Origin of the sequence: Brevundimonas guildfordensis, assembly GCF_014836405.1 — a bacterium.
Lineage (GTDB): Bacteria > Pseudomonadota > Alphaproteobacteria > Caulobacterales > Caulobacteraceae > Brevundimonas > Brevundimonas guildfordensis.
Genome location: NZ_JACSQU010000002.1, coordinates 421411 through 435057, shown reverse-complemented (window position 1 = coordinate 435057; position 13647 = coordinate 421411). Strand labels below are relative to the sequence as shown.

The 13647-nt window shown below is 70.0% G+C and carries 20 protein-coding genes; 3 read left to right on the top strand and 17 right to left on the bottom strand.

Annotated features, from left to right (window positions below; all coding sequences use genetic code 11):
* Nucleotides 1-7 precede the first annotated feature (7 nt).
* Genes H9656_RS10695 through H9656_RS10685 form a run of 3 tightly spaced genes read right to left on the bottom strand, consistent with a single transcriptional unit; the run spans nucleotide 8 to nucleotide 1722 of the window.
* Nucleotides 8-457: an NlpC/P60 family protein gene (locus tag H9656_RS10695; protein ID WP_191744227.1), complete on the bottom strand. Its 450-nt coding sequence runs from the start codon at nucleotides 455-457 to the stop codon at nucleotides 8-10.
* Nucleotides 454-1107, bottom strand: coding sequence for a baseplate hub domain-containing protein (locus H9656_RS10690; RefSeq protein ID WP_191744226.1), 654 nt, complete (start codon nucleotides 1105-1107; stop codon nucleotides 454-456). Before H9656_RS10690 ends, H9656_RS10695 begins: the two co-directional genes overlap by 4 nt.
* Before the next feature lie 3 nt (nucleotides 1108-1110).
* Nucleotides 1111-1722, bottom strand: coding sequence for a DUF2460 domain-containing protein (locus H9656_RS10685; protein ID WP_191744225.1), 612 nt, complete (start codon nucleotides 1720-1722; stop codon nucleotides 1111-1113).
* A gap of 160 nt (nucleotides 1723-1882) precedes the next feature.
* On the opposite strand from H9656_RS10685, the gene H9656_RS10680 reads away from it, so the two are divergent.
* Nucleotides 1883-2581 carry a DUF805 domain-containing protein gene (locus tag H9656_RS10680; protein ID WP_191744224.1) on the top strand — a complete coding sequence of 233 codons (699 nt, stop codon included), beginning with the start codon at nucleotides 1883-1885 and terminating at the stop codon, nucleotides 2579-2581.
* Between the two features lie 64 nt (nucleotides 2582-2645).
* Here the strand turns inward: H9656_RS10680 and H9656_RS10675 are convergent, their stop codons facing one another.
* The 8 genes from H9656_RS10675 to H9656_RS10640 all read right to left on the bottom strand — a co-directional run bounded on the left by H9656_RS10675 (nucleotide 2646) and on the right by H9656_RS10640 (nucleotide 6430).
* On the bottom strand, nucleotides 2646-3179 hold the full coding sequence (locus H9656_RS10675; RefSeq protein ID WP_191744223.1) for a phage tail tape measure protein: 534 nt from the start codon (nucleotides 3177-3179) through the stop codon (nucleotides 2646-2648).
* The gene (locus H9656_RS10670; RefSeq protein WP_318240633.1) at nucleotides 3169-3348 is read right to left on the bottom strand and encodes a phage tail assembly chaperone; all 180 of its coding nucleotides are present in this window, start codon (nucleotides 3346-3348) and stop codon (nucleotides 3169-3171) included. The genes H9656_RS10675 and H9656_RS10670 overlap by 11 nt, the downstream gene beginning before the upstream one ends.
* A complete protein-coding gene (locus tag H9656_RS10665; protein WP_191744222.1) occupies nucleotides 3345-3635 on the bottom strand; it encodes a GTA-gp10 family protein in 291 nt (96 codons plus the stop codon). Before H9656_RS10665 ends, H9656_RS10670 begins: the two co-directional genes overlap by 4 nt.
* Complete coding sequence (locus H9656_RS10660; RefSeq protein ID WP_191744221.1) at nucleotides 3635-4057, bottom strand: phage major tail protein, TP901-1 family; 423 nt, start codon at nucleotides 4055-4057, stop codon at nucleotides 3635-3637. The genes H9656_RS10665 and H9656_RS10660 overlap by 1 nt, the downstream gene beginning before the upstream one ends.
* 1 nt (nucleotide 4058) lies before the next feature.
* Complete coding sequence (locus H9656_RS10655; RefSeq protein ID WP_191744220.1) at nucleotides 4059-4466, bottom strand: DUF3168 domain-containing protein; 408 nt, start codon at nucleotides 4464-4466, stop codon at nucleotides 4059-4061.
* On the bottom strand, nucleotides 4463-4777 hold the full coding sequence (locus H9656_RS10650) for a phage head completion protein (RefSeq protein WP_318240632.1): 315 nt from the start codon (nucleotides 4775-4777) through the stop codon (nucleotides 4463-4465). The genes H9656_RS10655 and H9656_RS10650 overlap by 4 nt, the downstream gene beginning before the upstream one ends.
* The gene (locus H9656_RS10645; protein WP_191744219.1) at nucleotides 4774-5040 is read right to left on the bottom strand and encodes a head-tail connector protein; all 267 of its coding nucleotides are present in this window, start codon (nucleotides 5038-5040) and stop codon (nucleotides 4774-4776) included. Before H9656_RS10645 ends, H9656_RS10650 begins: the two co-directional genes overlap by 4 nt.
* Before the next feature lie 163 nt (nucleotides 5041-5203).
* Nucleotides 5204-6430, bottom strand: a complete 1227-nt coding sequence (locus tag H9656_RS10640; protein WP_191744218.1) for a phage major capsid protein — start codon at nucleotides 6428-6430, stop codon at nucleotides 5204-5206.
* Nucleotides 6431-6565: 135 nt separating this feature from the next.
* On the opposite strand from H9656_RS10640, the gene H9656_RS10635 reads away from it, so the two are divergent.
* On the top strand, nucleotides 6566-6994 hold the full coding sequence (locus H9656_RS10635) for a hypothetical protein (RefSeq protein WP_191744217.1): 429 nt from the start codon (nucleotides 6566-6568) through the stop codon (nucleotides 6992-6994).
* The gene (locus tag H9656_RS10630; RefSeq protein WP_191744216.1) at nucleotides 6994-7644 is read left to right on the top strand and encodes a hypothetical protein; all 651 of its coding nucleotides are present in this window, start codon (nucleotides 6994-6996) and stop codon (nucleotides 7642-7644) included. Before H9656_RS10635 ends, H9656_RS10630 begins: the two co-directional genes overlap by 1 nt.
* Here H9656_RS10630 and H9656_RS10625 read toward each other — a convergent pair.
* From H9656_RS10625 to H9656_RS10600, 6 genes are all read right to left on the bottom strand, one after another.
* A complete protein-coding gene (locus tag H9656_RS10625; protein WP_191744215.1) occupies nucleotides 7604-8062 on the bottom strand; it encodes an HK97 family phage prohead protease in 459 nt (152 codons plus the stop codon). The genes H9656_RS10630 and H9656_RS10625 overlap by 41 nt on opposite strands.
* Complete coding sequence (locus H9656_RS10620) at nucleotides 8059-8283, bottom strand: hypothetical protein (RefSeq protein ID WP_191744408.1); 225 nt, start codon at nucleotides 8281-8283, stop codon at nucleotides 8059-8061. Before H9656_RS10620 ends, H9656_RS10625 begins: the two co-directional genes overlap by 4 nt.
* Nucleotides 8283-9461 carry a phage portal protein gene (locus tag H9656_RS10615; RefSeq protein ID WP_191744214.1) on the bottom strand — a complete coding sequence of 393 codons (1179 nt, stop codon included), beginning with the start codon at nucleotides 9459-9461 and terminating at the stop codon, nucleotides 8283-8285. The genes H9656_RS10620 and H9656_RS10615 overlap by 1 nt, the downstream gene beginning before the upstream one ends.
* 38 nt (nucleotides 9462-9499) lie before the next feature.
* Nucleotides 9500-10624, bottom strand: coding sequence for a DNA-packaging protein (locus H9656_RS10610; protein WP_191744407.1), 1125 nt, complete (start codon nucleotides 10622-10624; stop codon nucleotides 9500-9502).
* A 16-nt stretch (nucleotides 10625-10640) separates the two neighbouring features.
* Nucleotides 10641-11105 (bottom strand): hypothetical protein, encoded by a 465-nt coding sequence (locus H9656_RS10605; RefSeq protein ID WP_191744213.1) that lies wholly within the window; start codon nucleotides 11103-11105, stop codon nucleotides 10641-10643.
* 109 nt (nucleotides 11106-11214) lie between these two features.
* Nucleotides 11215-13632 (bottom strand): hybrid sensor histidine kinase/response regulator, encoded by a 2418-nt coding sequence (locus H9656_RS10600; RefSeq protein WP_191744212.1) that lies wholly within the window; start codon nucleotides 13630-13632, stop codon nucleotides 11215-11217.
* Between the last annotated feature and the right edge of the window lie 15 nt (nucleotides 13633-13647).

Sequence of the window (13647 nt, the reverse complement as noted above, 5' to 3'; positions counted from 1 at the left end):
TACTCCTTCAAATTCCCGCCAAGGGTTCAGGCCAGCGAAACACCGCGACCAGCCGCCGTCGCCACCACGGCCCCATCCAGCTTTCGACAACCGAGCGGCCCCAATAGGCGTGGATCATCCCCCGCTCGGGCCCCTCCACCGCGCTTAACACGGCGCAGTGTTTGGCCTGCGCCCCCGCCGCCATGCGGAACAGCAGCACGTCGCCCAGCCCCGCCCGCCCGGGCGGTATCTCCACCAGCCAGCGCCGCGCCGCCGCCCACAGCGCCTCCTCTCCCCCGACCTCGGCCCAGTCAGGGCGATAGGGCGGCGGCGCCTCCGGCTCCACGCCCATCACCTCCCGCCAGACCCCGCGCACCAGGCCCAGGCAGTCCGCCCCCTCGCCCTTCAAGCTGCACTGATGCCGATACGGCGTGCCCAGCCAACCGCGCGCAGCGGCCACGATCTGCGCGCCCCTCATCGCCTGCGGCTCCCGCCGTCATTGCGCCCGCTTACCGGCCGCGCGGTCAGGAAGTCCTCGCCCGGCACATCGGGAAACCCCTGAAAGTTCACCCCATTGCCGAAGACGCCCACACAGGTCGCCCACCGCTTGTCGCAACTGCGCCCCGCGATCACCGCCGCCTCCAGCCCGCAGCGCCCATCGCCCAGCACCGCGTCGCAGCCCCGGCCGTAGGTCCGCCCCACCACCCGTTCCAGCGCCGCCATCGGCCCGTCCAGGTCGGCGATGAACCGTCCGTCCTCGCGCCGTATCCGCGCCAGCCTCCCCCTCCACAGCCGCACCTTCAGGTCCGGCCGCATCCAGTCCACGCGCCACAGCTCCACCGCTGCCGCGTCATACCGCCCCGCCGCTATGTCCTCTTCAGTGATCGCCGCGTCATCCAGCCCGCCCGAGGCCAACAGCGACCCCGTCGCCAGCCCGACCTCGCCCTCGCCCGCCCCGCCGGTCCAGCCGCTGGCTGCTCGGCACGTCACGCCTTCGACCTCCAGATCGCGGTCATGGTCGGTGAAGCCCATCGCCCGCCCGTCCGCCCGCCTCAGCAGCCAGACATGACACAGCGTCGCCGCCCCCCTCTCGATGCGGGCGGCCAGTTCATCGGGAACATTGCGCATGGCTCAGACCCGCACCTCGATCAGCGGCATGGCGACCATCCGCCCGGCGCCGAAGCTCTCCAGCGTCACCTCCATGCGGTCCGCGTCGAAGCGCACCGGCACGTCGAAGGCGAAGCCCGCGCTCACGACCGCGCCCTGCGCCGGCGCCGTCGCCAGCGTCACCCGCCCCGTCGTCGCCTCCAGATTGAAGGCCGCCGTCTCCACGCCCGCCACAGCCACCCGCACCGATCCCTCGACCGGCTTGGCGATGAGCCGCCGATGATCGCCATAGGCCTTGCACAGCTGGAACGTGCGCGTTTCGCCGTCGCCCGTCCCGATCGCCTGGTCCAGCGGCGTCACGGCCGCCCCCGGCGCCCCGCTCCTGAAGTCCGCGAAGTCGCGAAACCGGAACCCATACAGCCGTCCCCGACGCGCCTCGAAGAAGCTCGTCAGCGCCGCCATGTCGTCCAGCGACCGCAAGCCCGCCCCGATCAGGTAGCGCCTGCGCCCCTCGGCCCACGGCGTCGAGCGCCGTTCGAACCCCGACGCCAGCGTCGTGATCTCCGTCCTGCGCTCGACGCCTCCGGTCGAGCCGAACGCCAGCCGCGCCGGCAGGCGCACCTCATGAAAGGCCATGTGTCCTCGCCGATTGCATGATGGGGTCCCCTCGCGGGACCGGTTGCGAATGTTTCGCGAAAATCCGCGCGTAGCGTCACGCTGCGGGTTGTCCGCGCCGCCAGCGTCGGCCATGCTTTCGCCACACCACGGCAAAGCCGTTCAACGACAGGAGACCCGCGTGCGCGGCGAAATTCTCAGCTACGACGAAGGTTCGGGCACGGGCCTGATCAGCGGCGACGACAGCATCCGCTATGGCTTCGCCCAGTCGGCGATCCAGGCGGGCGGCGTCATCGCCGTCGGCGGCCGCGTCGACTTCGTGCCGGAAGGCATGGAGGCGACCCAGATCATGATCCTCGCCTCCACCGCGCCCGCCGCCGCCTTCGGCCAGGCCGCCGGCTCACCCACCAGCGCTGCGCCGGCCGGAGCCTATGACTTCGCCACCGCCTTGTTCTCCTTCGACGGCCGCCTGCGTCGCCAGCACTTCTGGATCAGCTGGCTGATCTTGTTCGGCGTCGGCCTTGTCTTGAACTTCATCCCGTTCCTGAACATGTTAGGCATCGTCCTGCTGTGGCCGCACCTCGCCATCGGCGTGAAGCGCCTGCACGACATGGGCAAGACTGGCTGGCTCATCGCCATTCCCTATGTCGTCATGATCGCCGGCTGGGTCTTCGCCTTCATGTCGATCGGAGTGTCGGTCTTCATGAACGCTCAAGCCATCGAGAACGAAGATCCCGCCGTCATCCTCAGCACCTTCGGCCCGGCGCTGGGCATCCTTAGCCTGACATGGCTGGTCGCTATCGGCTTCTGGCTCTGGATCGGCATCGCCGACAGCCAGCGCGGCGACAACAAATACGGCCCGAATCCCAAGGGCGAGTAAGTCCAAGGGGCGCTCTTCGGAGCGCCCTTTCTTGTTAGTCTCTACCGCTCGGCGCGCGGTACATTCAGCGCACGCCCAGGGCCGTGGCCCGCGCCAGCATTCGCGCAATCTGCGTCTCTGAGCGCAACAGGCCCTCGGCGCCGCCGTCCACCATGACGTTCACCGTCACCCCCGGCCCCGAACCAAAATGACCGCCCATCGGCTCGACCGTCCCTGCGCCCGCCGGACGAAACACCTCCGGCCCGCGTTCGCCGACCAGATAGGCGCCCCCGCCCAGCACGGGCCCGCCATCCGCCCGCGCGCCGCCGAAGCCGCCCATCGCCGCCGCTATGGCGCCCGACAGGCCCCCGCCGCGCACGCCCGCCGCCGCATTGACCGCGTTCAGCACCGCCCGCGCCAGCTCGGCCAGCGTCACCTGCCCGTCCGCCGCCGCCCGCGCCAGCGATCGGGTCAGACTGGCCCCCGCCCGCCCGAACGCATCCTCGATCGAGGCCGCCGCCCGCTCCGCCGGCTCGCGCAGCGCCTCCAGCGCCGCCGCCGCCTCGGCCGCCTTGACCGGCACGGCGTCGATGCCATCCGGCCTGAAACTATCGCTCATCCGGCCACCTCTCCTGCATCCGCTCCAGTTCGCCGCGCCCCAAGGGCGCCGCCTGCGCCGGCCCCGCCGTCAGCATCCGCCACTCCTTGAGCGACAGCCGCCAGAAGCCTTCCGGCGCCACGCCCATCCGCGCCGCCGCCTGCATCATCTCTCCCCACGGCGTGCTCACGCCGCCGCCGCAAAGGCCTTCGCCACCGCCTCCGCCGCCTCGCGCGGATCGACCGGCGCGTTCGCCAGCCCGTCCGCCAGCGAACCCTCGCCCCCGCCGCGCAAAAGGGCCGCCAGCACCACCAGCAGGTCCCGCGCCGACAGCGAGCGCATCCGCTCGGCCAGCGCCGCCATCCCGGCCACGCCCAGCCCCGTCTCGATCTCGGCCAAGGCGCCCAGCGTCAGGCACAGCGTCCGCTCCGCCCCCGCCAGCCTCGCGACCACCTCGCCCCGCACGCCGTTCGCCATCACAGCACCTCGAAGCTGATCTCGCCCGCACTGGCCAGGCTCAGAGCAAAACTGGCCTCGCCCTCATGCTCGCCCGCATATTCCAGCGCCGCGACCAGGAACGGCCCTTCCAGCACGCCGAAATCCGGCACGATCAGCCGCCACGTCTTCGCCGCCTGCTCAAAGAAGGCCTCGCGGATCAGGGCGTCCGACGCCGCATCGCGGAATATCCCCTGCCCCGACACCGCCGCCGACTTCACGCCCGCCCCCGCCAGCAGTTCGCGCCACCGTCCGGCGCTGTCGCTGTCGGTCGCGTCCACCGTCCTGGCGTTCAGCGAGATCGTCCTCGCCCTCAGCCCCGCCACCGTCGTGAAGGCGCCCGCCCCTGAACCGGGCGCGCCCTCGATCTTCAGCAGGATGTCCTTGCCGCGTTGTGCGCTCATCTCAGATTTCCTCCGTCACGGCTCTCAGCCGCATCACCGCCCAGGCCCGCTTCAGATCCGGACTGCGGAACAGGTCCGTGAACGTCACCGCCACGTTGACCGCCTTCACCCCGTCCGCCTCCAGCGGCGCATCGGCGACCCGCGCCCGCACCGCCGCCGCCACCGCCCGCGCCTCTTCCAGCCCCCTGAACCGACTGGCGCAGGTCAACGTCAGCCGCTGCTCCACCCCGCCGCCGTCGGCGTTCAGCGGCCTACTCTCACACCGCCCGATCAACAGGTGCGGAAACCCCGCTCCCTGCGGCGCCTCATCCCACACCCGCACGGGATCGCCCAGCAGCGCCTTCAGCGCCCCGTCGCCGCCCAGATGCGCGATCAGCGCCTTCACCAGCGCCCCTTCATGATCCTTCATCGCGCCCGCTCCAGATTCAGCCGCACCCGTCCCGCCGCCTTCGGATCAGTCTCGATCGCGACCACGGCCCAGTCCGCGCCGCCGAAGCGCACCACCAGCCCCTCCTCCAGCCGCGGATCGGCCCGCACCGTGGCGCTCAGCGTCTCCACGCCGCGCGTCACGCCCGCCTCTGTCCGCTCGCGCCGCCTGCGCGCGCCCAAGGCCAGCCACAGCGACCCGACCGGCTCATAGCTGACGACCCGACCGCCATAGGGCGTCTGCGCCGCCACCGGCCGCACCAGCGACGCCACCACCTTCATCGCGCCGCTCACAGCCGCACCACGCGATAGGGCGCGATCCACCCCTCGACCGGCGCCGCCGACATCTCGCTATCGCCGCGCTCATAGGCGCGCATCACCAGCATCATCACCGCCAGCCGCAGCGGCGCCGGCGAGGTCGAGGTCAGGCTCAGGCCCACCTCCCCCTCCACCCGCGCCCTGGCCGCGTCGATCAGCGTCTGGATCAGCCCGTCCTCCGCCTCATGCTCCACGCGCAGGAACAGCTTCGCCTCCGCGAGGCTCACGGGTGCCGTCATTCAAATCTCCTATGTCCCTTTTCCTTCTCCCCTTGTGGGAGAAGGTGGCCGTCGAAGGCGGACGGATGAGGGGTCTTGCGCCCGCGAAACCCCTCACCCTCCCACCGCTCACGCGGCGGGCCCCTCCCTCTCCCACAAGGGGAGAGGGCTCTCGTGCGCTGTCCTACGAGGCCGCGAACTTCATCAGCTTGATCGCGTCGAAGTTCTGCACTCCGCCGCCCACGCGCTTGGTCGTGTAGAACAGCACATAGGGCTTGGCCGAATAGGGATCGCGCAGCACCCGCACCCCCGCCCGATCCACGATCAGATAGCCGCGCGCAAAGTCCCCGAACGCGATCGACAGACTGTTGGCGCCGATATCCGGCATGGTCTCGATCTCGGTGACCGGATAGCCCAGCAGGCTGGCCGTCTCGCCCGGGCGCGTCGCCGGCGACCAGATGTAGTTGCCGTCCGCATCCTTGAACTTGCGCACCGTCGAGACCGTGCGTCGGTTCATCACGAAACGCCCGTTCGGCCGATACTGGGCCTTGGGCGCATAGATCAGGTCGATCAGCTTGTCCGCCGGGTTCGTGGTGGCGAAACCGCCCGCCGCCCCCGACGCCACGGTGCCGATCTGGCCCCAGGTCTGCGTCCCCTCGGCCGCGTTGGCGTAGGCCAGAAAGCCCTTGGGCTTGTTGACCCCGTCGCCGCTGACGAAGGCCGCTGTCTCCTGGGCGGCGAAGGCGTCCTCGACCTCGGCCGCCAGCCACTCGTCCAGGTCGATCAGGGCGTCGTCCAGCAGGCTCTGCGTCGCCGCCGGACAGGCGTAGAGATCGGCCGAGGAGAACTCCAGCAGCGCCAGCGTCGCCGGATCCGTCTCAGGGCGCGCCGCCGTCTCGGCCACCCAGCCCGCCGTCACCCCTGCCGTGGACACGGGCTTCCTGAACACGCCCGAGCCCACCGTGCGCACCGTGGCGATTTCGCGCATCGGCGACCCCGCCATCAGGCGCCGCTCGATGGCCCGCTCCGTCTCCGGCGGCACGACATAGCCGGCCGAGTTCGACGCCGACGACAGCCCCGCCTTCAGTTCCAGACCATGCGCTTGGCCCGACTTCATATAGCCATCCCACGCCGCCTTGGCCTCCGGCGCCGCGACTACCGCGGGCAGCTCGGCGCCCAACATCGGCCTGCGGCTCTCGCTCAGCGCGCGGTCCATGCGCGCCTGGGCCTGCGCCACGGCCTGATCGATGCGCGCCACCTTCTCCTCCAGCAGCGCATCGGCCGAAGCCTTCTTCTCGATCTCGTCCAGACGGGCGTCGTTCGCCCCTTTGAACGCCTCGAACGCGGCCATCATCTCATGCATGGCGGCGCGCGCCTCGGGCGTGCCCGAGACGGTCTTGGTCTCTTTCATGATGTCTCCAGAAAAATGCGCGACCGTCCTGCGGCGCGCCGTCAAACCGGGCCAGGCCCGGAACCGTCCCATCCTTTGCCGCGCTTCAAAAGCGTGCGACCCTCCCGTTATCGAACCGGAGGACATGGAGGATGGATGTTGAAACTCGTAGGCGTCGCCCTCTCGGCTCCGCTGTCGGCCATCGCCCTCATGGCCTGCTCAACCCCTGAGCGTCCGACCATGTCCCAGAATTCGTCCCAAGGTTCGCCCCAGACAGCGCCTGCCGCTCCGCCCCGCCTATCCACCGACGTCTCCCTCGACGCCCGCCTGTTCGAGATCCTCGGCGCCTGCGAAGCCCTTGATCCGGATGGCGACCAGACCTTCGAGGCCCATCTGCGGCGCCACGCCCCCTACGCCGCCCCGGACCGACAGGAGGCCCTGCGCCAAGCCCATGCCCGCGGCCGCGATATCGCCGCCCGACAGACGCCCGAATCCTGCGCTCGCCTGCTACGCGGCTACCGCCAGCAGGAACCCGGCCTGCACGGCCCGGCCGCCAACCGTTCGCGATTGAAGACGACCGACTGATGCCCATCGTCTCAAGCCCAACCTCGCAGGTTCTTGACGCCGTCCGGCAGTCCTGGATTCTGAAACTTGTCTGGGCCTGGCTGCCTCTGTTGCCGCTGTCCCTCTGCGCCGTAGCCAAGCATGGCGATGGTCAACTCGGGTTCATCTGGTTTGCGCCTCTGCTCATGCTCGTCCCGCCCGCCGCCTCATTCCTGATCGGCCGGCTGCAGAGCCAAGCGCAGAGAAAACGCCATCGCCGCCTGACACCCCTCCAGCGGACCCAGGTTTCCGACGAGCCGGAATACGAGCCGCTTCACGAGGTTCTGGCCATCGGCTCCCATCCTCCTCTGGCGACCCTGCCCCCGCTGCTTCAGGCAGCCGTCGCCCGCCTCGGCGCCAAACCTCCGATCTGGCTGGCGCCATTCGTTATTCCGTTTTGCCTGGTGTTCAGCGTCGCCCTAGCCGCCCTGGCCCTGCTGGACGATCCTGTCGCTCTACTGACGCGTGGACTGGGTCGACCCTGGCCTCTCAGCTACTGGAGCACCTACGCCATCTTCACTGCGATCGGCTTCCTCCTCGTGACCTGGCATTGGCTGCGCGCCATGCACGACCATTATGTTGCCGAGGGCCTCAATGCCGGCCGTCGTCCTTTTCCGGCCTTGCGCGCCTGAACCGCGCGCCCGGCAGCATCGGAAACGTCACCAGCGACACCTCCCACAGCTCGACCGCGCTCAACACCCTGAGCCGCCCGTCGCGTCGCGCCTTCGTCGCCCGAAAGCCGATCGACAGCCCGTCCAGCGCCCCGGCGCGCGTCAGGGCGGCGGCATAGCGGGCCTCAGCGGACCAGTCCTCGATCCGCCCCTCGACCCACAGGCCGCGTTCGTCCTCGACCATCCGCTCCCAGACGCCGACCACGGCGCGGCTTTCATGCTGATGCAGCATCCGCACTCCGCCCGCGCCGGTCTTCGCCAGGCTCTCGGCGAAAACGCCGCGCGCCGTCACGTCCCCGTTCAGGTCCGCCACGCCCCACAGGGAGGCGTAGCCGGCGATGGCCAGCCCCGCCCTTGTTCGGCTTATCGCCGCCATCATGTCTCCTCCAGCCGCCGCTCGATCCGCTCTACCGCCGCGCGCGTCGCCTCGCCCTGCGCCTCCAGCCGCGCCAGGCGCTCGGCGACCAGCCTTTGTTCATCCACGCGCTGCTCCAGGGTGGCGATCCGCGCCGCCGCCCCTCCGGCCCACACCAGACCGCCGATGGTCTGCACCAGCAGCGCCGCGATCAGGGCCACGGGCATCTTCTTCATCGCTTCCATCACTCGCCCACCCCCACCATCCGGCGCCGCTCGTCCTGCGTCAGGAAGCTCGCTGCGTTCAGCCGCGCCCACAGCGCATCCCGCTCGACCTGAAGGGCCGGAACTGCATCCAGATCCGGCTCGATCCGGCAGTCGACGAAGCGGCTCCCCAGCCAGCCCGTCATCGCCCCCGCCGCCTTCCTCACCAGCGGGATCACCGTCCCGCGCCAGAAGGCCGCGTTCGCCTCGCGATAGTTGGCGTAGGTCGCATCGCCGGGTATCCCCAGCAGTTGCGGCGGCACCCCAAAGGCCAGGGCGATCTCTCGCGCCGCCGCGTGTTTCCCGGCGATGAAGTCCATGTCGTGCGGCGTCAGGCTCATCGGCTTCCAGTCCAGCCCGCCTTCCAGCAGCAGCGGCCGCCCGGCGTTCCGCGCCCCGGCATGGGCCTCGCCCAGCTCCGCCTTCAGCGCCTCGAACTGGTCCGCCGTCAGCCGCTCTCCGTCCTTGGCCCCATAGACCAGCGCCCCTGAGGGCCGCGCCGCATTGTCCAGCAGCGCCTTGTTCCAGGCCCCCGACGCATTGTGCACGTCGATGGCGAAGGCCGCCGCCTCCAGGGGCGAGAACCCGTAGTGATCGTCCGTCGGATGAAACAGCTTCAGATGCATGACCGGCGACCATCCGTCGCCATGCCGCCCGATCCGCACCGCGCGCCCGCCGACCGCATACTCATAGGCTTCCGGCCAGCCCGCCCTTCCGGGGACCACCTTCACCCGATCCGGCCTCAACGCCCACAGTTCATCGGGCGAGCCGTCCCCGTCGGCGTCGCCGGTCGCCTCGACATAGGCGTTGCCCGCCGTCTGCAGCGCCCCATAGAGCGCCTCCATCAGCTCACCGCCCGACTGCTCCGGGTTGGGCTTGTCGATCAGCCGCGCCAGCGGGTGATCCGCGCTGCGCACGCCCCCGACCATCACTATCAGCGGCGTCGAGGCGGCCGCCTCCGCGATCATCCGCACACAGCGATAGGCCACGGCGTTCTTGCCGAACCCCTCGTCCGCCAGATGCGCGTAATCGCGCGGCGTCCATCGCGCGCGGCCCGCCCCCGTCAGGGCGATCAGCGGCCCGGTGCGGCTGTCCTTGATTTCGGGCGCAGCAACGCGCCGCCGACCGAACGGTCGTCGCCAATCCATTGAAATCTCCATGTCATTTTCCCTTCGCCTCTTGCGGGAGAAGGATCAGATCACAGCGCCCGCAACCTCGGCTGCGTCTTCCCGGCCAGCAGCAGGTGCGTCAGCCCCCACACCAGGGCGTCCGCCCGGTCTGGGCTCTTGCCCCCCGGCGTCTCGCTCCCCAGCGCCATCATCTCCTCTTCCAGCGCCGGAAACGCCCCGCAGTGAACCACCCGCCCCTGCTCGTAGAGCGCCGCCACCGGCTCGGCCCGCGCCTTCTTCGACCGGCTGGCGTGCACCAGCTTCACCTGCGCCGGGCAATCCGCCTGCCCCAGCAGGGTCCGCACCATCTCCCCGCCCTGATTGGCCTCGGCCAGCACCAGGTCGGCGTCGAATTCGCGCGCCGTCTCAGCCACGCGCCGCGCCCATCCGGCGGGCGACAGGCCGCGCGCCGACCGGTCGGCCAGCACATAGCCCGTCTTGTCCTTGCGCCCCGCGACCACGATCCCGCAGGCGTCGCCGTGGGCGCTGGCGGGCGGATCGACCGCCACCACCACCCGCTCAAACTTCGCCGGTCGGCTGCCCCGCGCCCGCGCCAGATCCTCGGCCCGGAACAGGGCGCCGTCGGCCTCGACCACCAGCCCTTCCATCTCCTGCGCCTCCAGCCGCGTCCCGGCGTAGAGGCTCTGCAGATGGCCCAGGAACCCCGGCGCCAGATTGCCGGCGTTGTCCTTGGTCGCCAGCCGCGCCTTCACCACCCCCGGCTCGGCCAACAGGCGCCTCAGCGCCGGGATCGGCCGGGGCGTCGTCGTGATCGCCAGCTTCGGGTCCGCCCCCAGACGCAGCCCGAACCTCAGGTTCGACAGCGTGGCCTCGATGTTCCTCCAGGCGCAGAACTCATCCGCCCAGGCCGCGTGAAACTGCGGTCCCCGCAAGCTGTCCGGGTCTTCGGCCGAAAACGCATAGGCCGCCGCGCCCGAGGGCCAGATCAGCCTGCGCCGCCCCGCCTCCCAGCGCGGCCGGTTGTCCGCCGTCGCCTGAGCCTTCAGCCCCGACGGTCCCTCGACCATCACCTCGCGCACGTCGTGCAGCGCCGTTCCGACCAGGGCGAAGGTCCGGTCGGCGCCCCGCGCCAGTTCGTTCATCCAGAAGCCGCCGGCGAAGGTCTTGCCCGACCCGCGCCCGCCCAGCAGCACCCAGGTGCGCCAGTCCTCACGCGGCGCGATCTGGTCGTCGTTCAGCCTCGGCGTCGCCTTGACCGCCGCCCTCAGCGCCGCCCCCCGCTGTTCGTGCGGCAGGCTCTCGATCCAGTCCCGCAGCCAGCGACTTGCGCTCGATGGCTGCGACGAGATGATCGACACGGGCGAAGAATTCGGCCTGAAGCCCGGCCAGTTCGGCGTCGCTGAGGTCACGGTCGTCGTCGCTCATTCCATCCTCTTCAGGGCTGCGGCTCTTGCGGATCAGGTCGGCTTCCAGCGCCGCCACCGCCTTGGCCGTGCGGGCCAGAACGCCGATGGCGCGCGCCCGCTTCTCGGCCTCGGCCACATCGGCGGGCGGCTCGGCCGCCGTCACCACGGCGATCGCCTGGTCTGTCGCAGTCCTCAGACTGGCGAAGACCTCGCCCAGCCACGCCGCGGTCGTCCCCGCCGCCCCGCCCTGATCCGCTTTTCCCGCCATGACTGAACCATAGCCGAGCAGCGTCCTCAGGCGTGCAAAGGGCGCCGAGCTTGCATCAAACGCAGGAATTTCCCGGCCTTGGCGGGCGCTATCGCAAAGCCCGCCGGGCTCAGGCGCCCGACCGCGTCGCTTCGCTGGGCGTTTGGCCCTCGCCCAGCCACCAGGCCAGGGCCGCCGCCAGCTCCGGAATCTGGATCGGCTTGGCCAGATGCCCGTCCATGCCGGCGTCCAGACAGCGCTTCACCTGGTCAGCCTGCACGTTGGCGGTCAGCGCCAGGATCGGGATGCGGCGCTCGCTGTGGGCCTGCATCCGGCGGATTTCCCGCGTCGCCGTCAGCCCGTCCATGACCGGCATGTGCACGTCCATCAGCACCAGGTCATAGCCGCCGGAATGGGCCGCATGCACCGCCTCGGCGCCGTCGGCGACCGTGTCGATCTCGAGCCCGAGATTCCTCAGGATGGCGCTGACCAGCTCGCGGTTGGCCGCGGCGTCGTCGGCCATCAGCACCCGCCCGCGCAGCCCCGCCTGCTCGGCGCGATCATCGGCTCTGGCGGCCGGGCCCGCCGCCGCCGCCGCCGTCAGCGGCGCCTCGAACCAGAAGGTCGAGCCGACGCCCGGCGTGCTGTCCACCCCAACCTCGCCGCCCATCAGCTCGATCAGCCGCCGCGAGATCGCCAGTCCCAGCCCCGTCCCGCCATAGACCCGCGTCGTCGAGGCGTCGGCCTGGGTGAAGCGTCGGAACAGTTCGTTCATCTTCTCGGGCGGAATGCCGATGCCGGTGTCGCTCACCTCCACCCGCATGCGCCACCCGCCATCTCCCTCGGGCCGACCGCCGACCTTCAGGGTCACCGTCCCCTTGGCGGTGAACTTGGCCGCATTGGACAGGAAGTTGAGCATCACCTGCCGCAACCGTCCCTTGTCGCCGGTCAGGCGGTCGGGCGTTTCCGCCGCCACCACCACATTGAGCGTCAGCCCCTTGGCCGAGCACTGGCTTTCAATGATCGCCGCCGCACCTTCCACCAGGGCGCGCGTGTCGAACGGCTCGGGGTCCATCTCGATCGCGTCGGCCTCCAGCTTGGAGTAGTCGAGAATGTCGTTGATGACGCCCAGCAGGGCCTCCGAAGCCGTGGCGATGCGCTCGACATAAACGCGCTCTTCCGCCGGCAAATGCTCGGACGACTGCAGCAGGCCCGAAAAGCCGATCACGCTGGTCAGGGGGGTGCGCAGTTCGTGGCTCATATTGGCCAGAAACTCGCTCTTGGCCTGGGTCGCCTCCTCGGCGCGCTCCTTGGCTTCGATGACCTCGTGCTCCAGCAGCTTGCGCTTGGTCATGTCGCGGATCACCACCACCACGTCGTCGACCTGGCCGTGTTCGTCCTTCAGCGCCTTGAAGGTGCATTCCACCCAGACCGTATGGCCAGCGCGGTGCACCGCACGGTGCTCCAGGCGTGTCGGCGTTCCGGTCTTCACCGCCTCGCCGATCGCCTGCAGGACCAGGCGGCGGTCCTCGGGGTGGACGTAGTCGGTGGACTGGCCGCTCATCTCCTCATAGGTCCACCCCAGCAGTTGCTGGATGGCCGGCGAGATGTACTTGCTGGACCCGTCCATCTTCACGCGGGTGATGACGTCGCCCACGTTCTCGGCCAGCAAGCGATAGCGGCTCTCGTCGCGGCGCGCGCGCTCCAGCATCCGGTCCTGTTCGGTCACGTCCTGAAACACGCCGAACATGGCCGTGACGCGCCCGTTCTCGTCGCGTTCCGTCTCGGCATGGGTCAGCACCCGCCGCTCCTCGCCGTCGGCCCGGATGATGGCCAACTTGGCCATATACGGCTCGCCCGCCTCCAGCCCCTCCGCGATCATGGCTCTCAGGCGTTCGCGCTCGCCGTCGACATAGAAAGCCAGGGCGTCGTTCAGGTTCGGGTCGAAAGTCTCGCGCGTGACCCCGTGAATGCGATAGACCTCGTCCGACCATTCGACCACGCTGGTCGCTCGGTCCAGACGCCAGTGGCCGACGCCGGACATCTGCTCAACCAGCCGCAGCGTCTCCAGCCGCTCGTCGCGAATGCGCGCGGCGTCCAGTCCGGCGATAATATCCTCGGCCATGCCCACCAGGCTGGCGAGCTGCTCCATCTGCTCCGCGTCCGGTTCCGGCCGCTCCCGGTCGTCCAGGATAGTGAAGGCGCCGACCGGCCTCCCCGCGGGATGGCACAGCGTCATCCCGACCACGAACTTCAGGTGCGGCGTCTTTCGAACGAGGGGGTGATCCTTCAGGCGCCCGTCGGCCTTGGGATCTGTGGCCACCAGGACGGCGCCCGGCCCCATGGCGGTCAGGATGGGCGCCAGGCTGTCTTCCAGCGGGATACGCTGCACGCACAGCCCCGTGCTGGAACGGATGGCCGCGTCCCGCTCGGTCAGCAGAGTGACCACCGCCGCCCGGCAGTTGAACAGGGTCGCGGCGAAATCCACCAGGCGCTGAAACGGTCCTCCGGGACCTTCCAAGGCCTCGATACTCTTGGTGAATGACACGCTGCGCTCCCCGAT